Source organism: Paracerasibacillus soli (assembly GCF_042432965.1).
Lineage (GTDB): Bacteria > Bacillota > Bacilli > Bacillales > Amphibacillaceae > Paracerasibacillus > Paracerasibacillus soli.
Window position 1 is genome coordinate 194,608 of the sequence record NZ_JBHLWL010000022.1, and the last position, 24,963, is coordinate 219,570.

Annotated in this window: 26 protein-coding genes; 17 read left to right on the top strand and 9 right to left on the bottom strand. The window is 34.6% G+C overall.

Annotated features, from left to right (window positions below; all coding sequences use genetic code 11):
* Positions 1–44 precede the first annotated feature (44 nt).
* Complete coding sequence (locus tag ACFFIS_RS07560) at positions 45–935, bottom strand: PucR family transcriptional regulator (protein WP_320378584.1); 891 nt, start codon at positions 933–935, stop codon at positions 45–47.
* Between the two features lie 201 nt (positions 936–1,136).
* Here ACFFIS_RS07560 and ACFFIS_RS07565 point away from each other — a divergent pair, with 201 nt between their 5' ends.
* Together ACFFIS_RS07565 and ACFFIS_RS07570 are read left to right on the top strand one after the other, a co-directional pair.
* Positions 1,137–1,496, top strand: a complete 360-nt coding sequence (locus ACFFIS_RS07565) for a YlbF family regulator (RefSeq protein WP_320378585.1) — start codon at positions 1,137–1,139, stop codon at positions 1,494–1,496.
* Between the two features lie 158 nt (positions 1,497–1,654).
* Positions 1,655–2,425, top strand: a complete 771-nt coding sequence (locus ACFFIS_RS07570) for an enoyl-CoA hydratase-related protein (RefSeq protein ID WP_320378586.1) — start codon at positions 1,655–1,657, stop codon at positions 2,423–2,425.
* A gap of 47 nt (positions 2,426–2,472) precedes the next feature.
* Here the strand turns inward: ACFFIS_RS07570 and ACFFIS_RS07575 are convergent, their stop codons facing one another.
* Positions 2,473–2,658, bottom strand: coding sequence for a YhzD family protein (locus ACFFIS_RS07575; RefSeq protein WP_320378587.1), 186 nt, complete (start codon positions 2,656–2,658; stop codon positions 2,473–2,475).
* A gap of 171 nt (positions 2,659–2,829) precedes the next feature.
* Here ACFFIS_RS07575 and ACFFIS_RS07580 point away from each other — a divergent pair, with 171 nt between their 5' ends.
* The 5 genes from ACFFIS_RS07580 to ACFFIS_RS07600 all read left to right on the top strand — a co-directional run bounded on the left by ACFFIS_RS07580 (position 2,830) and on the right by ACFFIS_RS07600 (position 8,903).
* Positions 2,830–4,056 carry a metallophosphoesterase family protein gene (locus ACFFIS_RS07580; protein WP_390186841.1) on the top strand — a complete coding sequence of 409 codons (1,227 nt, stop codon included), beginning with the start codon at positions 2,830–2,832 and terminating at the stop codon, positions 4,054–4,056.
* Between the two features lie 5 nt (positions 4,057–4,061).
* Positions 4,062–7,028, top strand: coding sequence for an ATP-binding protein (locus tag ACFFIS_RS07585; RefSeq protein ID WP_390186843.1), 2,967 nt, complete (start codon positions 4,062–4,064; stop codon positions 7,026–7,028).
* A 55-nt stretch (positions 7,029–7,083) separates the two neighbouring features.
* Positions 7,084–7,614: a GbsR/MarR family transcriptional regulator gene (locus ACFFIS_RS07590; RefSeq protein WP_390187092.1), complete on the top strand. Its 531-nt coding sequence runs from the start codon at positions 7,084–7,086 to the stop codon at positions 7,612–7,614.
* A gap of 31 nt (positions 7,615–7,645) precedes the next feature.
* Positions 7,646–8,611: a 3'-5' exoribonuclease YhaM gene (gene yhaM / locus ACFFIS_RS07595; protein WP_390186845.1), complete on the top strand. Its 966-nt coding sequence runs from the start codon at positions 7,646–7,648 to the stop codon at positions 8,609–8,611.
* Positions 8,612–8,699: 88 nt separating this feature from the next.
* On the top strand, positions 8,700–8,903 hold the full coding sequence (locus ACFFIS_RS07600) for a sporulation YhaL family protein (RefSeq protein WP_320378593.1): 204 nt from the start codon (positions 8,700–8,702) through the stop codon (positions 8,901–8,903).
* Between the two features lie 222 nt (positions 8,904–9,125).
* Here the strand turns inward: ACFFIS_RS07600 and ACFFIS_RS07605 are convergent, their stop codons facing one another.
* Entirely contained in the window at positions 9,126–10,022 is an 897-nt protein-coding gene (locus tag ACFFIS_RS07605; protein WP_320378594.1) for a peptidylprolyl isomerase, read from the bottom strand.
* Positions 10,023–10,874: 852 nt separating this feature from the next.
* Positions 10,875–11,423, bottom strand: a complete 549-nt coding sequence (locus ACFFIS_RS07610) for a DUF3267 domain-containing protein (protein ID WP_320378595.1) — start codon at positions 11,421–11,423, stop codon at positions 10,875–10,877.
* Positions 11,424–11,583: 160 nt separating this feature from the next.
* Here ACFFIS_RS07610 and ACFFIS_RS07615 point away from each other — a divergent pair, with 160 nt between their 5' ends.
* Positions 11,584–11,958 (top strand): DUF1878 family protein, encoded by a 375-nt coding sequence (locus tag ACFFIS_RS07615; RefSeq protein WP_320378596.1) that lies wholly within the window; start codon positions 11,584–11,586, stop codon positions 11,956–11,958.
* 128 nt (positions 11,959–12,086) lie between these two features.
* On the opposite strand, the gene ACFFIS_RS07620 is transcribed toward ACFFIS_RS07615, so the two are convergent.
* Positions 12,087–12,575 (bottom strand): GbsR/MarR family transcriptional regulator, encoded by a 489-nt coding sequence (locus ACFFIS_RS07620; protein ID WP_320378597.1) that lies wholly within the window; start codon positions 12,573–12,575, stop codon positions 12,087–12,089.
* A 378-nt stretch (positions 12,576–12,953) separates the two neighbouring features.
* On the opposite strand from ACFFIS_RS07620, the gene ACFFIS_RS07625 reads away from it, so the two are divergent.
* The 3 genes from ACFFIS_RS07625 to ACFFIS_RS07635 all read left to right on the top strand — a co-directional run bounded on the left by ACFFIS_RS07625 (position 12,954) and on the right by ACFFIS_RS07635 (position 15,990).
* Complete coding sequence (locus ACFFIS_RS07625) at positions 12,954–14,150, top strand: quaternary amine ABC transporter ATP-binding protein (RefSeq protein WP_390186847.1); 1,197 nt, start codon at positions 12,954–12,956, stop codon at positions 14,148–14,150.
* Positions 14,143–14,997 carry an ABC transporter permease gene (locus tag ACFFIS_RS07630; RefSeq protein WP_390186849.1) on the top strand — a complete coding sequence of 285 codons (855 nt, stop codon included), beginning with the start codon at positions 14,143–14,145 and terminating at the stop codon, positions 14,995–14,997. The genes ACFFIS_RS07625 and ACFFIS_RS07630 overlap by 8 nt, the downstream gene beginning before the upstream one ends.
* 66 nt (positions 14,998–15,063) lie before the next feature.
* On the top strand, positions 15,064–15,990 hold the full coding sequence (locus ACFFIS_RS07635; protein ID WP_320378598.1) for a glycine betaine ABC transporter substrate-binding protein: 927 nt from the start codon (positions 15,064–15,066) through the stop codon (positions 15,988–15,990).
* A gap of 52 nt (positions 15,991–16,042) precedes the next feature.
* Here ACFFIS_RS07635 and ACFFIS_RS07640 read toward each other — a convergent pair whose 3' ends face one another.
* The 3 genes from ACFFIS_RS07640 to ACFFIS_RS07650 form a co-directional block, all read right to left on the bottom strand.
* On the bottom strand, positions 16,043–16,402 hold the full coding sequence (locus ACFFIS_RS07640; RefSeq protein WP_320378599.1) for a YtxH domain-containing protein: 360 nt from the start codon (positions 16,400–16,402) through the stop codon (positions 16,043–16,045).
* 331 nt (positions 16,403–16,733) lie between these two features.
* Entirely contained in the window at positions 16,734–17,252 is a 519-nt protein-coding gene (locus ACFFIS_RS07645; RefSeq protein WP_320378600.1) for a tryptophan transporter, read from the bottom strand.
* 160 nt (positions 17,253–17,412) lie between these two features.
* Positions 17,413–17,841, bottom strand: a complete 429-nt coding sequence (locus tag ACFFIS_RS07650) for an HIT family protein (RefSeq protein ID WP_320378601.1) — start codon at positions 17,839–17,841, stop codon at positions 17,413–17,415.
* Positions 17,842–18,328: 487 nt separating this feature from the next.
* Here ACFFIS_RS07650 and ACFFIS_RS07655 point away from each other — a divergent pair, with 487 nt between their 5' ends.
* Together ACFFIS_RS07655 and ACFFIS_RS07660 are read left to right on the top strand one after the other, a co-directional pair.
* Complete coding sequence (locus tag ACFFIS_RS07655; RefSeq protein WP_320378602.1) at positions 18,329–19,072, top strand: ABC transporter ATP-binding protein; 744 nt, start codon at positions 18,329–18,331, stop codon at positions 19,070–19,072.
* Positions 19,065–20,288 (top strand): ABC transporter permease, encoded by a 1,224-nt coding sequence (locus tag ACFFIS_RS07660; RefSeq protein ID WP_390186850.1) that lies wholly within the window; start codon positions 19,065–19,067, stop codon positions 20,286–20,288. Before ACFFIS_RS07655 ends, ACFFIS_RS07660 begins: the two co-directional genes overlap by 8 nt.
* Positions 20,289–20,396: 108 nt before the next feature.
* On the opposite strand, the gene ACFFIS_RS07665 is transcribed toward ACFFIS_RS07660, so the two are convergent.
* Positions 20,397–21,557: an amidohydrolase gene (locus ACFFIS_RS07665; protein ID WP_320378604.1), complete on the bottom strand. Its 1,161-nt coding sequence runs from the start codon at positions 21,555–21,557 to the stop codon at positions 20,397–20,399.
* A 104-nt stretch (positions 21,558–21,661) separates the two neighbouring features.
* Here ACFFIS_RS07665 and ACFFIS_RS07670 point away from each other — a divergent pair, with 104 nt between their 5' ends.
* The 4 genes from ACFFIS_RS07670 (at position 21,662) to ACFFIS_RS07685 (ending at position 24,931) form a co-directional block, all read left to right on the top strand.
* The gene (locus ACFFIS_RS07670) at positions 21,662–22,327 is read left to right on the top strand and encodes a phosphatase PAP2 family protein (protein ID WP_390186853.1); all 666 of its coding nucleotides are present in this window, start codon (positions 21,662–21,664) and stop codon (positions 22,325–22,327) included.
* Positions 22,328–22,418: 91 nt separating this feature from the next.
* Positions 22,419–23,231 (top strand): cell wall-active antibiotics response protein LiaF, encoded by an 813-nt coding sequence (gene liaF, locus ACFFIS_RS07675; protein ID WP_390186855.1) that lies wholly within the window; start codon positions 22,419–22,421, stop codon positions 23,229–23,231.
* Positions 23,232–23,243: 12 nt separating this feature from the next.
* Positions 23,244–24,287, top strand: coding sequence for a sensor histidine kinase (locus ACFFIS_RS07680; protein WP_390186857.1), 1,044 nt, complete (start codon positions 23,244–23,246; stop codon positions 24,285–24,287).
* 14 nt (positions 24,288–24,301) lie between these two features.
* Positions 24,302–24,931 (top strand): response regulator, encoded by a 630-nt coding sequence (locus ACFFIS_RS07685; protein ID WP_320378611.1) that lies wholly within the window; start codon positions 24,302–24,304, stop codon positions 24,929–24,931.
* The last annotated feature ends 32 nt before the right edge of the window (positions 24,932–24,963 follow it).

The following is a 24,963-nucleotide window of genomic DNA, read 5'->3' on the forward strand; positions in this document are numbered from 1 at the left end:
GTTCAATTCACCTAGAAACTCACTTAAAACATATCTTTTCGTTGTTATATTTTATCGCTTAATATTGCTAAATAAACGGTAAGTGCATGTTGGAAGTTTCGAATGTCGATACCGGTTACCTCTGTAAATTTATCTAAACGATATTGTAGCGAATTACGATGCATGTACAGCTTCTTTGCAGTGACAGATAAGTTTAAATTACATTCGAAAAATGTTTGCAATGTGTGTAACATGTCTTTATCGTCCGCATATTCTTGTAAGGTGGATGTTACAAAAAAGTCCTTATACGCGATATCGCTTTGCTGTAATAATAAATAAGGAAATGCATCAATGTAAGAAATGACATGATTTTTTGAAATAGCAAATACAGTATGTGCATGTTTCATGATTGTTTGGTAATATGTGTGAATCATGGATAAGTTGTGCTGAATAGGCCCGACAAATAAATTGATTTTGATATATAAATCACTCATTAAAATATCGATTATAGATGAATACATAATTTGTGGGCGGATATTTAATTGGTCTTCAATTATAATTCCTTCATGTTCATTTTCCCATATAATTGGAACAGAGTATTCAAAAACTTCATAGATTGCCTCTTTAAAAGCATTTGGGCCCATTGTCTTTTCGGGCATTGTAAAATAAACGAACCGAAAAGAAGTATCGAAAATGTCCGGTGGAATCGGATCTTTTTCATGAATCAATTTTTTCCACATTTTTTCTTGTGACGTGAGCGGTGGAAAGATTGGATTATAGGATTCGAGAAAGGTATGCAAAATGACCAAATCACGTTTCGTTAGCTCTTCTTTTGCGATACCAAATACCTCCTCCGACTCCTTTGTTTTGAACCAATGGTAATCCTGTGAAAGATGTTTGTTATTTTCCTGTAAAGTTAAAAATGATGAAAATACTTTTTTTAGTTGATTTAACATGGCGAAAACCTCGTATCCCCTTATATAAATGAATTTTGTCTTAATTTGAGCACATAAAAGTAATTATTTATACTAGTTTATCATTTTCTTATGGCTATACAGAAGATAAATCCTTTGTTATAGTGGATTTTAGGATGAAATAAATCGTATAAACGATTTGTTCAGAAAATAAGCTTGTGTAAAAAGGAGGGGCATTATATAATGCCTAATATGTATGATAGCGCATATGTTTTAGAAAAAGCAATTCGCGAAAGTGAAGAATTTAAATCATTGCAAGAGGCGTACGAATCGGTAATGAATGATCCGAATTCAAAAGCGATGTTTGAAGAATTTCGTGATGTGCAATTAGATTTGCAGGAAAAGCAAATGCAAGGAATGGAAATAACTGAAGCTGAATTAGATTCGGCGCGTAATATTGTAAATAATGTTCAACAGCATCAAGGGATTGCCAACTTGATGGAAAAAGAACAAAGATTAAATATTATTATTGGTGACATTAGCCGTATCATTACGAAACCTCTTGAAGAATTATATGGCGGTTTTGAAGAGGAAGAAGAATAAGAGAAAACATTTCGCTCACAAGTCGATATTGATTTGTGGGCTTTTTGTTTGCACCTATATTGCCGATGAATGCAACGAAAATCTATTCGTATTTGCAGGAATATTAGAAAAAATATAGAATAGAGTTGGTACATATTTTGCTTAATAGGGGGATAAAGATGCGTACTGTTTTATATGAAAGAAAAGATGGGGTTTCGTATATTTATTTGAATCGTCCCGACCGATATAATGCTTTGAATGTAGAGGCCTTGCAACAACTATTGCTTGTAGTGGAAGAAGTAGGACAGAATGAAGATCAGGTAGTTATTTTGGCCGGAAAAGGAAAAGCTTTTTGTGCTGGTGGGGATATCGGTATGATGAATGATTGGGCAGATGAGGCTAATTTTGGCGGGGTAATGGATACAATTAGTAATGTGATGATGAAATTGTATGAAATGCCAAAAATTATCATTAGTGCAATTCAAGGATCTGCGGCTGGATTAGGGCTGAGTTTAGCACTTGCAGCGGATTATGTAATTGCTGAGAATAAGGCAAAACTTGGTATGTTATTTTTAGGAGTTGGCTTAGCACCAGATGGTGGCGGACACTTCTGGTTAAAGGAACGATTAGGTGTACCACAGGCTAAACAGTTTATTTGGAATATGGAACAAGTGACAGGTGAAGAGGCAAAACAAATGGGCTTAATTGATTTTTCAACTGAACAACAAGCAGTAGCATTTGCTGAACACCTTGCTAAGAAAATGAAGCAGTCGCCGATCACATCTATGATACAAACAAAAAGTATGTATCATAGAGAAGGAAAAGAACAATTACAATATTATTTAAATGAGGAAAAGAAAACACAATGGCTATTATGTCATACTGCCGACCATCGTGAGGGAGTACAGGCATTTTTGGAAAAGAGAAGTCCTGTTTTTATAGGAAAATAGTGTATTGAAATGGAAAGGGAGTGAGACTATCTCATTCCCTTTCGTTATTAGCGATGGAAAAGTACGAGTTTAGCATCAGGTGATACACAACGGTGGGTATGTTCTTCATATTGGTGCTCTTTTAATTTTGCTTGGCCCATCGTTTTTGCATCTGCATCATTTTTAGCTTCAAAAGTTTCCTCTAATAGCTTTTCACCTGTTTTATCAAAAACTGTTAAAACATATTTTTTCATTAATCTTCTCCCCCTCAAGATTCGTGCATGATCTCATGATACAATTTTATTTTAGCCTATTATCTGTTTTTGCGCTATTTAAACAATATGTATAGCGAGTTACCTCCGAACGTGCATTCGCAAGTTTGTTTTGTTAAACTGAATGTAAAGATATTAAGAGGGAGTGAAATGATGATGACGAATATATCATTCATTCATGTGGCTGATTTACATTTAGATAGTCCTTTTACTGGATTATCGTCAGTTCCTGATCACATTTTTAATGAAATACAAAATAGTACATTCCGTGCACTAGATCGCATGGTGCAATATGCAATAGAAAAAGATGTGGACTTTGTCCTCATTGTTGGAGATTTATTTGATAATGAAAAACAAAGTCTAAAAGCACAATTAAGATTGAAACAGGCGTTTGAAACATTGCAAGAGCATCAAATTTCGGTGTATGTATCATATGGAAATCATGACTTTATAAATGGAAATATCCATCCGATTACGTATCCAAGCAATGTTTATGTATTTCCAGATGAAACAGTGCGTCATGTGATACACAAAAAGCACGGTGAAGATGCCGCAGCTATTTATGGATTTAGTTATGAAAATCGTGCAGTAACTGTAAATAAAACAGATGCATATACAATTCAGCAATCTCATATTCCGTTCCATATTGCAATGCTACATGGTAGTATTGCCAACGATACAGAGCATGATAAATATGCGCCATTTCATCTTGGAGATTTAGTAAAAGAGTCTTTTGATTATTGGGCATTAGGACATATACATAAAAGGCAAGTTTTGAAAAATGATCCTCCCATCATTTATCCGGGTAATATACAGGGAAGAAACCGGAAAGAAACAGGTAAAAAAGGTTGTTATTACATTAATATGACGAAAAATAACAATGATATACAGTTTCTACCATTACAGGAAATTGAATTTTATAATCATATGATAGATATTTCAGACGTAACGGAAGCAGGGGGGTTGGAAGCACGGTTGATGGAGGAAATCACAAATGATCAATATACGACATCCCGACTAATTTCCATTACATTTACGAGTAACAACCCGGATATACTGGAATGGGAATTACAACATTATTTTTCGGATATGATTGAATTTATAAATGAACAATGGATGGAAAGAAAACCGTGGATGTATATGTATCATTATACGTTACGTTTAGTTGACGAGCATCGTATTCATGAACACGATCATTTTATTGGTGAATTGGATAAGATTATTAGTGATATCACATTATCTAAACATGTCCAGGAATTATATGGACATCGGGAGGCAAGAAAATATTTGGAACGATTAGCAGTGAAAGAAGAACGAGAAATAAGGCAAGCGGCGAAGCAATTATTGTTACATGAATTGATGAAAAGCGGCCGGGGGTGAAACGGATGTTTATTAAAGAGGCAAATATTTATGGATTTGGAAAATGGGTCGATCAAACGATTGCATTTAATGACAGTGGATTTGTTTGTATATATGGTGAAAATGAGTCTGGAAAATCTACATTACAAAAATTTATGATGTTTATGTTATTTGGTCTTTATCCAAAAGAGCGGACGTTTTATCGACCGAAGACGAGTAGTAAAATGGGTGGAAGGCTAATAATTAAAGATGACAAAATAGGGGAGTTTACGATAGAACGTATGGATCATGTGAAAAATGGCGCAGCAACAATCTATTTACCCAATGGTGAAATAGAAGAAGACAACTGGCTTCGCGATTATTTACATGGAATGACATTGAAAACATATGAATCTATTTATTCCTTTTCGGCTTTAGACCTTGTTGGCATTCAGGATTTAAGAGAAGGCGATATTGGAGAAATCTTATTAGGTATTGGATTAACTGGTTCCACACAAATTTATGAAGTGGATAAACGACTAGATCAGAAGCTTGGTGAGCTTTTTAAACCATTTGGAAAAAAGCCTCTTCTTAATCAACAAATAACATCGTTACAAGAAATAACTAAAAAAATGCAGGAATATGAAAGAGAAGAAGAAAAATATAAAGATTTAAAGTTACAACTATTGGAGATAGAGAAATCGATTGAAGTGAAGCAAATTGAAGTTGAAAAGATACGTAAAGAACTACTTGTATTGGAAAAAAGGCGACAAATATTGCCTTTATTATATGAATATCAATTGGTAATACAACAATTAGAAAGCTATCCAGAAATAATTCCATTCCCTGAGGAAGGAATAAAGCGAATGGAACAAATCAATAGTTATGTTATACCTTTGCAAAGTGAACTCACCGTTTTACAAGCGAATCAACAAAACGGCAAAGAAAGAATTCAGAAATGGGAAGAGGAACTCCAAGAACTATTACCATTTGAGGAAGCAATGACCGTTTTAGAATATGAAAATAAATTTATCCAAATCGAAGCCGAACGTAAGGAACTAAACGAACGGATAGAAAAGTTATCCAACCAAATTAAATTTGAATTAGATAGGTTAAACGTTTCTATAACGGAAGATGAATTAAAAGCTACACATTTTTCCGCTTATTTGGGACAAAGCTTAACGGAAATAAAAGAGATGGACCAAATAATAAATCGTGAAAAAAAACAATTGGACTTGGAAAAGAGACAATTAATTACGGAACAGGAACACGTGGAAACGCAACTACAGGAATTGGCTGAGGAAGTTCTATCACAAGAACAGAAATTAGCATTAGAAGATAGACTTGCGTTCTATGATCATACGAAACTACAAATGAAGCTGCAAAAAGATGCCAAACAAAAACAAAGTGCAATTTTCCAAAACCAACAATTAAGAAAAAAACAAAGTAGGCTATTTTTATTCTTGTCCTTTCCGATTACAATTGTTTTGGTAATATTAGGAAGGCAACTACATGCACCACTATTTTATTATCTAGCCTTGGTTAGTTTCGGGATAGGCTTTGGTCAATGGATATTAAGAAGAGCAACTGAAAGAGAAACGGTGCAAATGATAGCCGATTTCGTTACACCATACGTAAAAAGTGAAACTTTATCGGATGAGGAACGGAGTAAAATACAGGAAAAGTTAAAGATCAATGAGGAAAATGAACGAGAACAAACGCATCTATTCGAACGATTAAAAAAGCTTGATGTAAAACTATTACAATTAGAGGAAAAGCGGCTACAACATGAACAAAAACAACAGGAACATATACAAACACAACAAATCCATATGGAAAGTTATCCATTTTTCAAAGATTATGAGATAGCATATTGGCCGATGCTTTACCAAGATTTGAAAGAAATGATGCATTTTTTAAAGGGAAAAACAGATGTTGAAAAGAAGCTTGTTCAATTAAATGAGCAAAGACAAGCAATAAAAGAAGTTGTCCAGCGCATATTGAGCCAGACAAAAGAGAATAACCAACAAACAGACTTATTGCATGCTTTTACTTATATAAAAAAACAAGCGGAGCAACATAAAAAAATCCAAGGGCAAATTGATTATGAGACAAAACTTAGCATAGAGATAGAAGAAAAGCAACGAAATATGATGGAAAGATTGCATGCTTATGAACAGGAGAAGCATAAATTATTTGCTAAAGCAGAAGTAGAAAATGAAGATGAATTTTACAAAACAGCGAAACAACTTGAGGAAAGAGAGCAGTTATTTGCTACTGAATTACGTATGCGCAAACAATACGCGATGATATTCACCGATGAACAATGGAAAAAACTACAAGAGGAAATGCCTACAAAGTCAATTATTCAAGCAAAAGAGGAAACATTACAAGCGGATCTAGCAAAATTACAAGTTGAATTAGAAGAAAAAAGTGCACAATATGCGACAGCAAAAGTAAATGTACAACAGATGGAAAAGTCGGAAACACATTCTACACTTATTCAGCGCTATCAAATAGAGAAGAGTGAGCTAAATGAGATGGCTAAAAAATGGGCAACATATAAAATAGCAAAAGAAACGTTACAAGAAACGATTCGGACATTTAAAAATAAATATTTATCGAAAATCCTTGAAAAGACAACGAATTATTTTTATAAGCTGACGAATGGAGGCTATGTAAAAATACATGCACCTCAAGGTGACAAACCATTTACAGTAGAAGGAAAAGATAAAATACGTTATACTGTGAATGAATTGTCGCAAGGAACGATGAATCAGTTATATGTGTCATTGCGTTTAGCAATAAGTGAAGTGATGAATGAAGAACATCGATTTCCTTTTATTATCGACGATGGATTTGTTCATTTTGATTCAACTCGTCAAAAGCGAATGATGAATATATTGTTGGAAGTTGCCAAAAGGCAGCAAGTTATTGTCTTTACATGTCATCAACATATCGTACGTGATCAAAAAGGAAAAGGAATTTATTTAAATCAAGTTGTAACAGTGTAAAGATGAAGATGATAACAGAGTTAGGGGGATAGCGTTGGCAGACAATAATGAAATAATGAATTGGCATAACTATGAACACACAATTGAAAAGTTTATTCAAGCGATTGCTAAAAATATGAACCTATACGGTATTACCCCATCCATTGGACGGTTATATGGTGTATTATATTTTTCGGATGAGCCGATGACATTAGATGAAATGGGAAAAGCACTCGAAATGAGTAAAACGAGTATGTCGACAGGTGTACGCACATTATCAGATATGAAAATGGTAGAGTCTACTTTTAAAAAGGGTATTCGAAAAGATTTATATCAATCGGAAGAAGATTGGTATAAATCCTTTACTTCTTTATTTGGTAATCGTTGGAGAAAACATACAGAAACAAATATAGAAGAAGCAGACGAAGCAATCATAGATTTACAGAGAATCAAAAATAGTACATTAGACGAGACGTTACGTGATAAAATAGAAAAAGATTTAGAACGCCTTCAATATGCACAGGCGTATTATGAATGGTTAATGAAATTTATTAACGTAATCGAAACTGGTGAAATATTTCATTATATACCGAAAAACAAATCATAATGTAAGGGAATTTTCGTAAGGGGGTAGTGAGATGAAAAGAGGAATTAAAGACTATCAGACTGGTGATCTGTTCCACAACTTTATTTTAATTAAAGAAGCATCGAAAGGTACTACATCAAATGGTAGTCCTTTTTTAACATTGATTTTACGAGATCGAACTGGTGAAATAGACGCTAAACTATGGGATGTAACAAAAGAAGATGAGGAACTTTTTGTTGCAGAACAGATTGTCTGGATTCAAGGAGAAGTCATTCAATTTCGTGGAAAATCCCAATTAAAAATAAATTCTATCCGTCCAGCACAGGTGACAGATCAAGTACAAATTGCTGACTTTATTGAAAGATCACCAGTAGAACGTGAAACATTACAAGAAATGTTAACAGAAGCAGTTCATGAAATAGAAAATATAAAATTGCAACGTATCGTACAAGCATTTACTACGAAATATGATCATGATTTGTTTACGTATCCGGCGGCTGCAAAAAATCATCATAACTATGCTTCAGGTCTTGCCCATCACGTTGTCAGCATGCTTGCGTTAGCACGTCAACTTGTTATGTTGTATCCTGAAATAAATAAAGACCTTTTATATGCAGGTGTTATTTTACATGACTTAGGAAAAATAAGAGAGCTATCTGGTGTTGTAACGACAACTTATACAGTGGAAGGTAAATTATTAGGTCATATTCCGATGATGGTGGAAGAAATCGGCCATGTTGCACGGGAATTACAAATTGAGGGCGAAGAAGTAACCGTATTACAACATCTTGTATTAAGTCATCACGGAAAGGCGGAATGGGGTAGTCCTACACCACCACTTGTGCGTGAAGCGGAATTATTACATCTTATTGATTTAATTGATGCTAAAATGAATATGCTAAATCGTGCTTTGGAAAATGTGAATCCGGGAGAATTTACTGAACGCTTATTTGCGATGGACAATCGTGCCTTTTATAAACCGCTATTTGAAAAAGAGATAATAAAAGAAAGCGTATAGGACATAGATTTTAACGAAAATATCCAGTCATGAATTGTAACCCCTCTTCATATATATGAATGGTAAGAAGGACAAGGGGGGCGTAACGATGGTATTATTTGGACTACCTTGGTGGGTATTACTTATTATTTTATTAATATTCACGACTGGTTATATGGCGTTTCGAGCCATGCGCGCAGAAAGAGAGTTGGAACAACAGTACATTGAAAGAGAAGGAAAAATATTTCTTGAACGAATAGAAGCAGAACGTCAAAAAAAGTCTAATGCGAATCAGCAAATGTCGGGATCATGAGTAGGCTACTGAATCTATGTCAATAAAGTGAAACTTCATTCAGTGGGGGTTTCCCTATCTCCCCCACTGAATGTTAGTTAAACAGAATCGGGCTTTTACTGGCTGTTGATCCCCAACTTACATTTCTTGGATTATACTCGAATTCTTGAAGTGGGGGTCTTACAGCCAGTTAATGCGGGATAAAAAATGGTGAATGTATACAAGCTACATTCACCATTTTTATTATTTATCTTCTTTGCTATTTTCTTTCGTATCTTTTTCAGTATCGAACTGGAATAACTCATCAAATTGTTTATCTTTTACTTCGATATTAGCGTCTTTCATAAGTTTTTCCATTTTAGCTTGTTGCTCATCTTGTGGAACTTTTTTATTTAATATTTGTGTTTCAATTTGTTCTTTATTATCTTCGAACGAACCAACGTCATCTTCTTTATCACGCTTGTCCTCAAGTAAAATAATGTGATAGCCAAAGTCAGACTTTACTGGTTCACTTATTTCACCTTTTTTCATGTTGTAAGCTGCATCTTCAAATTGTGCGACCATATCTCCCGTAGAGAACCAACCTAGTTCGCCACCTTTTTCGGCAGTACCGTCAGTGGAATATTCTTTAGCAAGTTTTGCAAAGTCTCCACCATCATCTAATTTCTTCTTCACTTCATTTGCAGTCTTTTCATCTTCAACAAGTATATGTCGAGCTTTTAATTCTGTTTTCATACGGTCATATTGTTGCTTTAATTCATCATCTGTAACTTTTGTATCACCAAATACTGCTTCATGATATAGTAGTGAGTCACGAACTTGATCTTTAAAGTCGGCTTCATCTTTAAAACCATTTTGTTGCATCCACATGGTGAAAGAGTCACCCATTTGGTCTTTATATTTTTTAACCTCTTTATCGACTTCTTTTTGACTTACATCAAATTTATCATCTAACACTTTCGAGATAACTAATTGCTGAATGAGATTATCACCATAACGGGTTTTTAACTCATTATAAAAATCGTCTTTTGTAATATCACCAGATTTTGTTTGGACAACAACATCTGAATTACTCGATGAACATCCAGACAGTGCTAATATTCCAATTGAAACTGTAGCTGCAATTGCTAATTTCTTCATTTGTGAACACTCCTAATCTAATTACTAAATTTTAATACACTAAGGATAAATATAACACATTTTACACGTAAAAAAAATAGATATTCGGCAAAGTCAGTGCTACCTAAAAACTCCCTAAATTGAAACTGGTTGTTATGAGTACATAGGACATTGCCTCGTTATGTATGGTCCTCTGAGAAATCCATATCTAGTTTTCGCGTACAGTACGTGGTAGAACAGGGATTGCATCAAGCAAAGGTAGGGTACGGCAGGATAACATTGTTCGTAAGAAAATACTATTCCCTTACCTTTATGTCGTTTACCCCTTTGTTCCTCCTGTATGCATGCTTCACATTTCTTTTCTCATAATTTTCAAGTATGTATACTATACCATTGCATTTAATATCCGTAAATAAAATAAGACTAATAAAACAAAAACAGCAGTATTTGTATAAAAAAACATGTTTTTTTGCTTCTCCCTGGATAATTCAAATTTAGTACAAAAACGATCTGCTAATAAGTTGAATACAAATAAAACAATGCCACTGTATATAAAATAAGTTATAATCATGATAAAGCCCCCTATGAAGTAAAACTCAAGCCCCAAAAGACTTACCACTAACTTTATCAAAACTTAACAGTCCTGAACAGTCAAAAAACGTAATCTTTATAAAAGATGTTGGGCAATTTATCCTAGCTTAACTGGTTGTAAGCTGCCACATCAAGCGTACAAGGGGATGGAGCATGATAAGTTCGGAAACACCAGCCAATAAATTCCTGATTTGTAGAACTAACAATCAGTAGGGGAAGTGTGAAAATCCCTACTGATTAAAGTTTCACTTTATACGAATCACGTTATACGTTAGCAGATTATTAATTTTTCTTTAATAAAATGTCAAAATTTAAGGCGCTGTTGTTGTGATCAACAAAAGCGCACTTAGGTGCTTTGACAATATGACTAATGTATAAAAAGTCATAGAATGAATACCCAAGATGAATAGAAGTGAAAAGCAAAATATGAATATAGGCGCTACTATATAAATATATTGCAACGATAGCCGGTACTGTGATGAATAAAGTTGGTGCAAGTGCAACAACGATTGATATACCTTTTGGCAAACATTGATACGGCATGTATGAAAAAGCCGGAATTACTTTTGATTTTGAACTATATGTTACTTTCACACGTTTTTTGAAAAATATTAATGATAAAATATGCGCCGCTGTATGAATTGTTGGTAATAAATATAAGGCAAGTAGTAAACCAAGCAAAGCATATTCATTCACATGATGCAGGCCATGAAATATAGATGTAGGGACATACATGAGAATAAATGCTAAAATACTTATAAAGCAAGATATCGTATACATACGAAATAAACCAAAGTCTTTTGACAAGTTAATGGACTTCCAACAATACATTGTACGTTATTCTCCTTCAAATATTATGAGATAATCTAGTTGTAATAAAATACTTAATGATAATAGTACGTTTCCATCTAAAATGCAATAGTTAAATTGATGATTTTCCAGTGGAATAAAATACAAAATAATACAAAGAAGTAAGAGGGGGGACGTAATAGTGGAGCGTGTCTCAGAAAATGAAACAACAGTCTTTCATCTACATTTATTAGCAAATGTGATTGATATGGAAGCTTATCCATTCATTAGAATGGTGATACAAGCAAATTTGTCAAAAAATGAGTATGATGAACTGATGCATCTTTTGGCGATATTAAATGAAAAGTATCAACTACAAAAAGATGAAGGGCTACTAGACTTTTCCTCACTTCTTATGTTGCTTGCCGAGAAGCTAAGTGAAAAATTGCAACCAAATGAGCTTGTTTTTGCACTTCACAAGGAAGGGTATTACCCAGAACTCATGGAGGAGTTTATAGGCATTATGCAATTTACAGGACAGGATCAAGCATTGTCCAGAAATAAAAAAAGGCGGTAAAAGTGATTCCTATAAGCGCAATCATTTTTACCGCCTTCTCCATTTATACAGACTGTAACATTTTTGGTAGGTAACAAATTCATATAGAATTGTAAAATTAGTGGGTCTTTGATAATCGCTTCATTCATTCATTTTTGTAAATTATTAAAGAATGTAGCTACTTGTTTATGGAATGTAATAATTTGGTCAAGTTTTTCGTCTAAATCTGGAGCTGTGTCATCTGAATGAATAGCATCTTTATCCTGCGTTTGTAACCATTTTTTAATTTCATACAACCCTTCCTTACGATGATTTGTCGCATCTACCCATTTATTCATATAAGAGGTAATAAATAACTTGAATAATTGTGTGTTTGCTCTATATAAATCCTTTCGAACACCTTTACGCCATACACGGGAAACTAAATTTAATTCGGCTAATCCTCTAATACTCGTACTCATAGATGTTTTGCTTTTCCCTAATGCTTCACTCATTTCATCCAATGTCATAATATCTTCCGTTAAATATAAATAAGCAAAGAGTCGTGCTTCCAGGGGAGTTAATCCAAATAGTTCCACTGTTTTTGCAAATTCATTCATGATCTTTTTCATCAGTACTTGCTTTTCGTGAGTGATCATACAATCCTCCTAAAACCCTACTATATAAAGGTTACAATAAATAGATTTGAAATGGAAATTGAGGATTGCTATGGAAATTGGAGGATTAAGTAGTATTATTAAGAAAAAACAGGTGTAAGTTTGTACAGTTTAAACTGTACGTAAAATATGAAACAAATTAACGGTATATAAAGTTTGTGTGGATTATAGGATAAGTTATATAGTTAAAAGGGCGTTACCATTCGGGATAGTAAAATTCTATGAAACTATTTTAGAAGTATTAGTAAAAAATAATCATATGTATCTTTTTTTTATACGATATGATCGGTGTAAAAAATATGACAAGCACTTGTATAATAAAAGAATGGCTACGACAAAAAGAAAAGAGGGGGGCAAAGTGTGCCAATAATTGAAGTGAAAAATTTAACGAAGGTTTTCGGGAAAAATCCGAAACAAGCAATACAACTTTTAGAAAAAGGCGCAACAAAGGCTGAAATATTACAAGAAACTGGTAGCACTGTTGGTGTAAATCGGGCTTCATTCGAGGTACATGCTGGCGAGATATTTGTAATTATGGGATTATCAGGAAGTGGAAAATCGACGCTTGTTCGGCTATTAAATCGATTAATTGAGCCAACTGAAGGTAGTATTCTTATTGATGGTGAAAATCTAGCGAATATGAACAAGCAAGACTTACTCAATGTTCGTCGTAAAAAACTAAGCATGGTTTTCCAACGCTTTGCATTATTCCCACATCGGACGATTCTAGAAAATGCGGAGTTTGGTCTAGAAATTCAAAAGGTTTCTAAAGATGAACGAAAAGCGAAGGCAAAAGAAGCATTAGAAATGGTAGGATTGGGAAATTATCTTCATCAGAAGCCTGATCAACTATCAGGAGGAATGCAACAGCGTGTTGGACTTGCCAGGGCATTAGCAAATGACCCAGAAGTATTGCTAATGGACGAAGCATTTTCTGCCTTGGATCCGTTAATTAGGAAAGAAATGCAAGACGAATTAATTGAATTGCAAGCAACGATGAAAAAGACAATTATTTTTATTACGCATGATCTAAATGAAGCTTTAAAACTGGGTGATCGAATTGCCCTCATGCGTGATGGAAGTATTGTACAAGTAGGAACACCAGAAGAAATACTTATTTCACCAGCAAACGAATACGTTGAGAAATTTGTTGAGGATGTTGATCGTTCCAAAGTATTAACAGCACATCAAATTATGAAACGTCCAGAAACGGTGAATATTGATAGACATGGTCCTCGTGTTGCGTTAGAACGTATGCGTGAGGAAGGGATTTCCAGTATTTTAGTCGTTGATAATGAACGGAATTTACGCGGATATGTTACAGCAGATGAGGCATCAGCTGCTAGAAAGAAAGATATCCGAAATCTAAATGATATATTGCAAACTGACATACCCAAGGTAGAAAAAGATACACCAATGAATGATATTTTTAATATCATCAATGGTTCACCAATACCAGTAGCAGTAGTAGAAAATGGAAAGTTAGCAGGGATTATTGTCCGTGGGGCGGTCATTGCTGCACTTGCCGGAGATCATGAGGTGAGTGACGATGAATAAATTATTAGATTTTATTCCAGAAATACCGATAGCAGATGTAACCAAGCGTTTTGTTGATTGGTTGACCACAACATTTTCATTTTTATTTACACCAATAAAAGAACATTTTGGTTCCTTTATGAAATTCTTTTCGGGTGAACTTTCAGCAATCCCACCAATCATTGTGATTATATTAGTTGCTGTAATTGCTTTTATCCTTAGCCGAAAAAGGTTAGGATTAGCAGTGTTCTCTATAGTTGGTTTATGGCTTGTATATAATCAAGGCTTATGGGAAGAGTTAATGGATACATTTACATTAGTCCTAATTGCAAGTCTCCTATCTATTATTATAGGGGTTCCATTAGGAATTCTTATGTCGAAAAGTAGGACAGCGGAGGCAATTATTAAACCTATTTTAGACTTTATGCAAACTATGCCAGCATTTGTTTATTTAATTCCAGCAGTTGCATTTTTCGGTATCGGTATGGTACCAGGTATTTTTGCATCATTAATTTTCGCGGCACCACCAACCGTTCGCTTTACAAATCTAGGTATTCGACAGGTGTCACAAGAATTAGTTGAAGCATCGGAGGCATTTGGTAGTACAGGAGCTCAGAAATTGTTCAAAGTTGAGTTACCAATGGCGAAGGCAACCATTATGGCAGGGATTAACCAAACGGTTATGTTAGCTTTATCTATGGTTGTAATTGCTTCGATGATTGGGGCTCCCGGACTAGGTAAAGAAGTTATTTCGGCCTTGCAACGCGCACAAGTCGGTGCTGGTTTTGTGGCCGGTTTAAGCATTGTGATTTTGGCAATCATTATTGACCGATTTACACAGAGTGCAAATAGAAAAGCAGAGGATTGATGGTATCTTTTCTTGACGAAAAGTTTCCATATATAACAAAGATTAAAAAGGGAGAGGTTCAATTATATGTTTACATTTAACTGGAAACGTCTCGGTATAATTGCGGGACTTTCACTTACATTAGTTGCAGCAGGTTGTGGAAGTGATTCCGATTCAAACTCTGATTCTAATGCAGATGGCACAGATGAGGTAAATTATAGTAAGGAAGTCGATTATTCTATTACAGGAATTGAAGCTGGAGCCGGCGTATTTAAAGCTGCAGAAGATGCAACTGAGGAATATGATAATCTTAAAGGTTGGGAAGTATTAGCTTCCTCAAGTGGAGCAATGGCAACAGCTTTAGGCGAGGCAGTTTCTAAAGAAGAACCAATTATTGTAACAGGGTGGACACCACACTGGAAATTTGCAAAATATGATTTGAAATATTTAGAAGATCCAAAAGGTGTGTTTGGTGATGAAGAAACAATTAACACAATGGTTCGTGAAGGATTAAAAGAAGATATGCCAAATGCATATAAATTACTAGATCAATTCCATTGGACAACGGAAGATATGGAAGAAGTTATGCTAGAAATTTCTGATGGTGCAGATCCGGCTGAAGCTGCAGCTGCATGGGTAGATGAAAATGCAGATAAAGTTGCTGAATGGACAGAAGGTGTTGAAAAAGGTAACGGTGAGAGTATCGAACTAGTGTATGTGGAGTGGGATTCTGAAATCTCATCAACGCATGTAGTTGGAAAAGTCTTAGAAGATTTAGGTTTTGACGTATCTTTAACACCATTAGATAATGCTGTTATGTGGCAAGCAGTTGCCAATGGAGAAGCAGATGGTATGGTAGCTGCTTGGTTACCGGCAACGCATGGTGATTTATATGAAGAATATAAAGATAGCCTTGAAGATCTAGGAGAAAACTTAGCAGGTGCTAAAATTGGTTTAGTTGTACCAGCTTACATGGATATTGATTCAATTGAAGATTTAAAACCAGCTAAGTAAAGCATATAAAAAGGAAGTAATGGGAGACTAACTCCTATTACTTCCTTTTTCTTTAATCTTTTTTAATTTTATCTTCTAAGTCTTTTAAACTTGATTCAATTTCCTCTAAGTAATGTTTAATATTTTCTTGATGCGGTTGAACTGAAGCTTTCCACTCTGTAATAGAAACCTTCATTTCTTTTGTTAAATTTTTAATGAGGGATGAACCTTCTTTTGACGTTTTTGTAAGTTGATCTTTCAATTTGAAACTATCACGCATTAAGTTTTCGAATAGTTCCTTCCACTCTAAGCTTTGTTGTTTCATTCGAAGTCGCATATCTTTTCCAGAAGCAGGTGTACTTAACAACGTAGTCGTTGCCGTAACAACCCCTCCAACGACAAATCCAAGTAATAATGATTTACTTCTTGCCATTATTTTTGCTCCTTTCTTAAACTTGATTATTTTTCTAGTCTCGATGTACAGGTCTTATTATGTTTGACTTAAAGTAAGCTTTTCACCTGAAATCTGTAAATGATATAAAGTTACAGCACAGGGTGGACAGTAGTGGTATCGAATAAAATAAAAATATTCTATTTAAGAATTAGTATGTTCATTGCTTGCAATGATGTCATTCCTAATAGTTACGCTTATCTACTTATCTTTACCCCAAAGTGTAGAAATATATGTCAAATTGAATGCTATGTAAGAAAAATCCTCTAGCTATTCGTTTGCCAGAGGATGGTGTATTACTCTTTAACGTAACTCACGAAATCGATATTGGCTGCATTCTACTCATAATTTGGTTAACTACTGGGTAAATCACGATCATAATAAGTGTATTTACTACTGCAGTAGGTAACACTATCCCGATAAATAATGGGATAAATGCACCTTGCATTGCACCTATCGAAAGGATAACCGTTAAAAATATAGTACCGCTAATGATTGTTCCAATTGCGGTTAATATTGGAGCGCTAATATTTCCATTTACTTTATCTCTAATGAATAGATATAGGCCAAGAAATAATAATGCCGTAACTGGTTTGTCAACTATATTAGCAATTTGACCTCCTGCCATACCCGTTGTTAAAGCAGATATAATTCCTGTGACAATCGATACTAATAACACATAATTCATTTTAGGAAACAAAAGTATTCCTAAAAACATCATAGACAGTAGCATATCAGGTTTCATTCCAAATAAAATGGGTGGAACAACTGCGTGTAACACAGCACCAATACCTACCAACAATGATAAAATAACTAAAATTCTCGTCTTCAAAACTCATCTCTCCTCTTCTATTCTCAACTATTTTTATCTCCAACTGTACGCTCATCGTCAGTTGCGAGATGTATCTTAAGTATACCAAAGAAAGCGGTAAATCAAAAGAACTAATTTTCAGATACGCTAAAACGATAAATACATCATAAACATTTTCTAATTAATCTATGTTCTGTGTAATTTCATTTGCAATTTGTTGTAAATCATCTGAGCTATATTGGTCACTATGGACTGTCCAGTTTGCAGAATAACCATCATCTTCTCCGTATCTTGGAATAAGATGTATGTGCAAATGGAAAACGGATTGGTCAGCTGCTGGTTCATTATTATTTAGTAAATTTAATCCAGCAGGGCGATAAGCCTCTTTAATTGCATTTGCAATTTTAGGTATGCGTGCAAATAATTGCTGGGCAATGTTAGCAGGGGTTTCATAAATGTTTTTTGTGTGTTCTTTTGGTATGACTAAAGTATGTCCTTTTGTTACTTGGCTAATATCTAAAAATGCTAAGACATGCTCGTCCTCATATACCTTTGCTGCAGGGATTTCTCCAGCTATAATTTTACAAAAAATACAATCTTCATGCGCCATCATCCATCACTCCTTATATCATTTATATTCATTGTATGAAGAAAGGGGTGCTGATGTAAAGCAAACCGTGTCTTCGTCCTTAAGGCATTTTGTACAAAAGGAAACAGGCTAACTCATTTAAGAGTCAGCCTGCTATAAGAAGAAAAAGGATGGTAAATCTAATGTTGGGGACTTTGTAAATGAAGTTAAATCACTTTAACTACATCACGGAACCGTTTTATCAGTATCCCTTGCGGTGAGATTTTTTCTGACAAAAGGGTTAAATCATTAGGTTTTCGATCACAAACACCTCATTTGCGCGATTGCGCTCATTGTAGTGGTGATACAACATCCTCTTTCTTCAATAATTAGTATGAGCGGTTTCAAAAAGTTTATGCACAAAATGTTTGATTTTGTCGATTGATTTATTTTAATTCTTTTGGCTTTGCATGGGAATACATGATAAAATTTTAAGAAGGTTGTCTTTGAAAGAGAGGAGACGAAAGTATTGAATTCGTTATTACATATAGAAAATTTACAAGGTGGATATACACATAAAAATGTTTTACATGGTATCTCGTTTGATGTACATCCTGGAGAAATTGTTGGTCTAATTGGTCTAAATGGTGCAGGGAAGAGTACAACAATTAAACATATTATTGGTGTGATGCAACCTAAAAAAGGACAAATAGAAGTGAATGGAATAAAATTTCGTGAAAATCCAGAGGGCTATCGAACCCAATTAGCATACATCCCGGAAGTTCCCATCTTATATGATGAACTTACATTATACGAGCATCTCCGCCTAACCGCAATGGCGTATGGCCTTACAGAAGAAGTATTTGAAGCTCGTTTACATCCTTTATTAAAAGAATTTCGTTTGGAAAGGCAATTAAAATGGTTCCCGATTCATTTTTCAAAAGGGATGCGACAAAAGGTCATGATAATGTGTGCATTTTTATTAGAACCACCTTTATATATTGTTGATGAACCTTTTGTAGGTCTTGATCCTTTAGGGATTCAATCGTATTTACAATTAATGAACCAAATGAAAGAAAATGGTTCGGGAGTGTTAATGTCTACGCATATTTTAGCAACAGCAGAACGTTATTGTGATCGGTTTGTTATTTTACATGATGGATTAATTCGTGCACAAGGTACATTAGAAGAGCTACGCACAGCATTTAAGATGGAAAAGGCGGCATTGGACGAGCTATATGTACAGTTGACAAAGGAAGATGATCATGTTTGATGCGAATCAGTTATTTAAGCAGCGGTTATTGGCATATTTTAAGGAAACAGGTCGTTACTTGCGGTTTATATTCAATGGACATATTGCGGTTGCTTTATTATTCTTCCTAGCAGCACTCTCTTATTATTATCAAGGGTGGCTTGCTACATTACCAGCAGATTTCCCAACTGCATTTGTCGTCGGCATTTTATTTGGTTTGGTTGTTTTATATAGTCCTGTCCAGACATATTTGAAAGAACCTGACCTCGTTTTTCTCATTGCTGCAGAGAAGAAAATGACTTCATATTTTCGAAATGCGCTTTTTTACAGTTATTTGATGCAATTGTATATCGTTATTTTTCTTTTCGCTGCTGTTGGACCACTTTATTTTGCAACGTATCCAAACATAAGCGGAAGAACATACTTACTGATACTCGTTGCTTTACTCATTTTTAAAGGTTGGAACCTCATTGCTAATTGGTGGATGTTAAAAGTACATGAGAAAAAAACCCGGTATGCGGAACAAGTTATTCGTTTTATTCTAAACTTTGCAGTGTTTTACTTTATTATAGAAGGTGAGTTTCTCCTAGCCGGAGTAATGACAATACTCTTTATTGCGTTATTTCTTGGAGTGATGACGATTTCCAGAAAAAGAGCTGGAATAAATTGGACATTATTAATCGAGAAAGACCAAAAAAGAATGTATACATTTTATCGTATTGCAAACTTGTTTACAGATGTTCCACATTTACGCAATACGACTAAAAAGCGTCATTGGCTTGTATCGTTGTTGACAAATCGTATTCCACTTGAAAAGCAAAGAACGTATGAATATTTGTATCGTATTACTTTCATCCGTAGTGGAGATTATTTAGGAATGTATATTCGCTTAATTATTATCGGTGGTTTGGCAATATATTTCGTTCCAAATATGTGGCTAAAAGTTATTTTTGGCTTATTGTTCTTGTACATGAGTATCTTCCAAATGACGACTTTGTACAGACATCATCGCATGTTAATTTGGATTGATTTATATCCGGTAAGCTTAGCCGAAAGACAAAAGGCGTTATTACAATTTATGACACAACTATCGATGATACAAACAATTATTTTTGCTTTGATTTTTTTAATGCAATTTAACTATCAAGGTGCAGTTATTTTACTTGGTGGGGGAATTGTATTTACTTATCTGTTTATTAATGGATACGTTAGAAAAAAAGTTACGATAGCATCTTAAGCCTTTCATGCATGAAAGGCTTTTTAAATGTGTGCTTTATATAAATCGAACATCGAAAATAATTTAATCTATTTACAAATGAACATGGTTTTGAAGTGGCTTTTATCACTATTTTTGAAAAGCAAAATAAGCATGAATGAGTGTTTTGGCAGCAATCGGCATCGCCCTTTCATCGAAATCAAATAAAGGATGATGGTGTGGATACCCCTCTTTTTCTGCACCTGTGAAAAAATAGGCTCCAGGACGATTTTGAATATAATAAGCAAAATCTTCTCCACCCATAACAGGGGGAATTAATTCAGCAGTTTTTATTTCTGGAATCTGTTTACTCGCTTTTAATACAAGTTCCGCTTCAGCTTGTTGGTTAATAAGTGGAGGATACCCTTTTTGATAGTCAATTGAAGCAGTTACACCGTAAGTTTTACATACACCATAGACGATATTTTCTATTTCCGTGATAATTTGTTGCTGAATTGTCTGATCTAAATAACGAACTGTACCTGTTAAAGTTGCCTTGTCAGCAATAATGTTAAAAGCATTCCCACCGTGAAACATCCCAACAGAAATGACAGCAGTAGCTAATGGATCAATTTGCCGACTGACAATATGTTGTAAATGTGTAACGAGTGCTGCTCCAATCACAATGGCATCTTTTGTTTCATGTGGATACCCACCATGACCACCTTTACCTTGAACTATTATTTCAAATCGATCAGTCCCTGCCATAAGAATATCCTTAGAAATCTGCAACGTCCCAACTGGTACTGTTGCCCATAGATGTGAGCCAAACACAGCCTCTACATGGTCTAAGAGGCCTGATTCAATTATCGGTTTTGCTCCACCTGGTGCATATTCTTCCGCGTGCTGGTGGATAAAAACGAGCGTACCTGAAAGCTTACTTTGAAATTGTTTCATAACTTTCGCCAAGATAAGTAAGGATGCTGTATGACCATCATGACCACATGCATGCATGATGCCATCGACTGTTGATTTGTAGGTAACATCTTTTTCATCTTGAATTGGTAATGCATCAAAATCGGCACGTAATGCAACTGTTTTTCCAGGTTTTCCACCAGTTAATGTCGCAATCACACCATTTCCACCGACATTTTTATGATATGGTATATTTAATTCTTCATAAAAGTTGGCAATATATTGTGCAGTCTTGTATTCTTGAAAAGAAAGCTCAGGATACTGATGTAAATGGCGACGAATTTGTACCATTTCAGAAAAGGATTGATCAATTTGTTGGCAAATTTTCCGTAACAAAAAAACTCCCCCCCATTTGTTTGATAAATGAATTATATCATGAATGTGTTTTAAATATATCAAACCTTCAGGCACTTTATATTGGAATGAGAAAGGAGCATAATATGCTATTAAGTCGACATAAACGCTTTTTATTATTAGTAGCACTGTTTGCGATTATTATTACGATATGGATATTTGAACTCATGCATGACAAAGTACCTTTTGTTGATGCTTGGACTCGCTTCGTTGTTCCACTAGTAGACGGAACCGTTATTTATGATGCATTTTTCTTTATAACCAATTTTGGTTCTCGTTCTTTTGTGGAACCATTTACCGTGTTTATGGCTTTTTTACTAGTGTGGATTACACGTGACTGGTTACCTTCAATCTTTTTTGCTGTTGGAACATTAGGAAGTCACTTATTAAATAGTTCGATTAAGCACATTGTAGCGAGAGAAAGGCCTCGTATATTAGTTGAAGCAAATGCGGAAGGATATAGTTTTCCTTCTGGACATGCTATGGTATCAATTGTTTGTTATGGTTTATTAGCTTACTTTATTGCGAGAGAATGTAAAACAAGAGCAGAAAAGCTAATAATTGAATGGAGCTTTATTACGTTCATTTTATTAATCGGAGTGAGTCGATTTTTTATAAATGTGCATTATTTGACTGATATTTTAACTGGTTTTTTTGTAGGTTATACTTTTCTTGTTATACTCGTGTACATATTTGAAAAAATTGAAAAACGGCGTGGTAGGGGTGAAAGGCTCCGACTTAAGACGGAGTAAAAAGCATGCTCAAGGTGGTTTTATCATCATTGCCTTCCCTATAAAATAGAAGTACAAGGACAATCATTTACTAAGCTTGGGAGGAATGAAAATGGAAAGAGGCGTATTCCGTTATTTTATAGCAGTTTTACTAATTTCGATAGGGGCAGTTCTTGTTCTTGAGAATCTTGGTCTCGTGCAATTCAAATTGAAGTTTGGATGGACATTTCTTTTTCCACTGCTGTTTATCATAATGGGTTTAAAATGGATAATAGATCGTTTACGACACCGTGGAGGAAGCTGGACATTTGGTTCATTTTTCCTTATCTTTGGTACGTTGCTCATGTTAGATCGGTTTGAAATGATGACTTTTGGTTTTAAAGATGTCTTTAAACTGTGGCCATTATTAATCATTTATTTTGGTTTTTTATTTATTGGACGCAATCGAATAACTGTTTACAAACCTTCTACTCATCGTGTAGATGAAAAAGACTTTATTTATGAATCACCACATGATGAAGGGAATTCAACGGGTAAAAAACAAACTGTATATCATGATAAAGGTACTTTTTTCTCCGTAGGTAATTATGAATATAATCAACCGAATTGGAAAGTAGAGCCAATGACATTGAAAAGTATGGCGGGGGATTTTTACTTTGACTTTTCTAAAGCATATATACCCGAGAAAAAAATACCAATATCGATTCATTCATTAGCAGGCGATGTGCATATTCTTATTCCAGAAAATATTGAGTTTAGAGTAGAAGCATCTGTAAAAGCCGGTGATATTGATGTAGTGGGGCAGTCAGTCGATGGAATTAATCGATCACTACTATTTGAAACACCCCATTTTACATCAGCAGAACGTAAGTTGGACTTTTTCATCAATTTAAAAGCTGGATCAATCCGTGTTGATTATGTATAGGAGGGGATATCAATGTTTAAACGATTAAATAGTATTCGTTATGTATATATCCGCTCCCATTTGTACGGTGTATTTCTAACAACAGTCGTATTGCTCGCTATTTTATTATCTATTCATGTTTTATTAGAACCTACATGGTTGAACACGATTAATATTTTTGTGTTTATTATTCTCTATGCTGTTATCAGTTTAGTTGTCTCTTTCTATGCCGGTTTTCAATCGAGTAGTAATGTGAAAAATAGACTCGATTCATTGTCTGTATTAATAACACAATATGCAAATGGAAATTATCAATCTAGTGTTCATTTTGTAGAAGATGATGAGATTACGCGAATTGGAACAGAATTGAATGAATTAGGAAAAAAATTACAAAGGCAAGTTAAATCATTACAACGAATGGCAGATGAAAAAGCTGAATACGCAAAAACGGCACATAAATCTGCTGTAATCGAAGAAAGACAGCGACTTGCACGTGATTTACATGATGCGGTAAGTCAACAGCTTTTTGCGCTCACAATGATGTCAGAAGCGGCGGTGAAGCAATTTGATAAAAAGCCAGAGATTGCTAGAAAACAAATAAAAGAGGTTGCGCAAGCTGCACTTCAAGCACAGACAGAAATGCGTGCATTGCTTTTACATTTACGGCCAGTCCATTTATCTGGTGAACCTTTAGCTAAGGGAATTCATAAATTAATTGCGGAATTAAAACAAAAATGTCAAATTAATTTTCAAGTTTTGATTGAGGATGATTTAATTTTAAGTGAAGTAGTGGAAGATCACATATTTCGCATCGTTCAGGAGTCACTTTCCAATACATTACGACATGCTAATGCAACAGATGTAAAAATTGAGATTAGCCAGCGGAATCAGGAATTATTTGTCCATATCAGAGACAATGGAATTGGCTTTGATATAAATCGTGATAAAAATAAAAAGGCTTCCTACGGTTTAAAAACAATGCAAGAGCGAAGTCAAGAACTTGGTGGTACATTTACGATTCGATCGAATAAGGATGAAGGTACGTATATCGATATTCGAATACCAAGTAAATTGTGAGAGGGGAAAAGGAAATGATTCGTGTTGTTGTTGTCGATGACCATGATGTTGTAAGAAAAGGAATTATAGCATACTTACAAACAGATGATGAAATTGATGTAATTGGTGAGGCGAGCAGTGGTAATGAAGGGGCTGCATTTATTATAAAAGAAAAGCCAGATGTTGTGTTAATGGATTTAATGATGGAAAATGGAAATGGAATTGAAGCGACTGCAAAAATAATGGAAGAATATCCGTCATGTAAAATCATTATTTTGACGAGCTTTTATGATGACGAACAAGTATTTCCAGCTATTGAAGCAGGGGCATTTAGTTATTTATTAAAAACATCTTCAGCAGATGAAATTGTTGGGGCAATTAAAAAAGCCGCAATAGGCGAAAATGTAATTGAATCAAAAGTAGCGAGTAAAATGATGACGAATTTCCGCCGTGAAACGAAAAAGCTGCATGATGATTTAACAGAGAGAGAAATGGAAGTTTTGCTTTGTATAGGCAATGGAATGACGAATCAAGAAATTAGTGAAAAACTATATATTGGAATCAAAACAGTGAAGACACATGTAAGTAATATTTTGGCAAAACTTGAAGTGAATGATCGGACACAAGCAGCAGTTTATGTTCATAAAAATAGGTTGCTACAATAGTTGGACATTTAAGAAGTTCTTGCAGAATAGAT

Excerpts from the sequence above, each read along its gene's own strand:
- ACFFIS_RS07560 (WP_320378584.1), bottom strand. The coding sequence starts at position 935 with ATGTTAAATCAACTAAAAAAAGTATTTTCATCATTTTTAACTTTACAG.
- ACFFIS_RS07565 (WP_320378585.1), top strand. The coding sequence starts at position 1,137 with ATGCCTAATATGTATGATAGCGCATATGTTTTAGAAAAAGCAATTCGC.
- ACFFIS_RS07570 (WP_320378586.1), top strand. The coding sequence starts at position 1,655 with ATGCGTACTGTTTTATATGAAAGAAAAGATGGGGTTTCGTATATTTAT.
- ACFFIS_RS07575 (WP_320378587.1), bottom strand. The coding sequence starts at position 2,658 with ATGAAAAAATATGTTTTAACAGTTTTTGATAAAACAGGTGAAAAGCTA.
- ACFFIS_RS07580 (WP_390186841.1), top strand. The coding sequence starts at position 2,830 with ATGATGACGAATATATCATTCATTCATGTGGCTGATTTACATTTAGAT.
- ACFFIS_RS07585 (WP_390186843.1), top strand. The coding sequence starts at position 4,062 with ATGTTTATTAAAGAGGCAAATATTTATGGATTTGGAAAATGGGTCGAT.
- ACFFIS_RS07590 (WP_390187092.1), top strand. The coding sequence starts at position 7,084 with ATGAATTGGCATAACTATGAACACACAATTGAAAAGTTTATTCAAGCG.
- yhaM (WP_390186845.1), top strand. The coding sequence starts at position 7,646 with ATGAAAAGAGGAATTAAAGACTATCAGACTGGTGATCTGTTCCACAAC.
- ACFFIS_RS07600 (WP_320378593.1), top strand. The coding sequence starts at position 8,700 with ATGGTATTATTTGGACTACCTTGGTGGGTATTACTTATTATTTTATTA.
- ACFFIS_RS07605 (WP_320378594.1), bottom strand. The coding sequence starts at position 10,022 with ATGAAGAAATTAGCAATTGCAGCTACAGTTTCAATTGGAATATTAGCA.
- ACFFIS_RS07610 (WP_320378595.1), bottom strand. The coding sequence starts at position 11,423 with ATGTATTGTTGGAAGTCCATTAACTTGTCAAAAGACTTTGGTTTATTT.
- ACFFIS_RS07620 (WP_320378597.1), bottom strand. The coding sequence starts at position 12,575 with ATGATCACTCACGAAAAGCAAGTACTGATGAAAAAGATCATGAATGAA.
- ACFFIS_RS07630 (WP_390186849.1), top strand. The coding sequence starts at position 14,143 with ATGAATAAATTATTAGATTTTATTCCAGAAATACCGATAGCAGATGTA.
- ACFFIS_RS07635 (WP_320378598.1), top strand. The coding sequence starts at position 15,064 with ATGTTTACATTTAACTGGAAACGTCTCGGTATAATTGCGGGACTTTCA.
- ACFFIS_RS07640 (WP_320378599.1), bottom strand. The coding sequence starts at position 16,402 with ATGGCAAGAAGTAAATCATTATTACTTGGATTTGTCGTTGGAGGGGTT.
- ACFFIS_RS07650 (WP_320378601.1), bottom strand. The coding sequence starts at position 17,841 with ATGGCGCATGAAGATTGTATTTTTTGTAAAATTATAGCTGGAGAAATC.
- ACFFIS_RS07660 (WP_390186850.1), top strand. The coding sequence starts at position 19,065 with ATGTTTGATGCGAATCAGTTATTTAAGCAGCGGTTATTGGCATATTTT.
- ACFFIS_RS07670 (WP_390186853.1), top strand. The coding sequence starts at position 21,662 with ATGCTATTAAGTCGACATAAACGCTTTTTATTATTAGTAGCACTGTTT.
- liaF (WP_390186855.1), top strand. The coding sequence starts at position 22,419 with ATGGAAAGAGGCGTATTCCGTTATTTTATAGCAGTTTTACTAATTTCG.
- ACFFIS_RS07680 (WP_390186857.1), top strand. The coding sequence starts at position 23,244 with ATGTTTAAACGATTAAATAGTATTCGTTATGTATATATCCGCTCCCAT.
- ACFFIS_RS07685 (WP_320378611.1), top strand. The coding sequence starts at position 24,302 with ATGATTCGTGTTGTTGTTGTCGATGACCATGATGTTGTAAGAAAAGGA.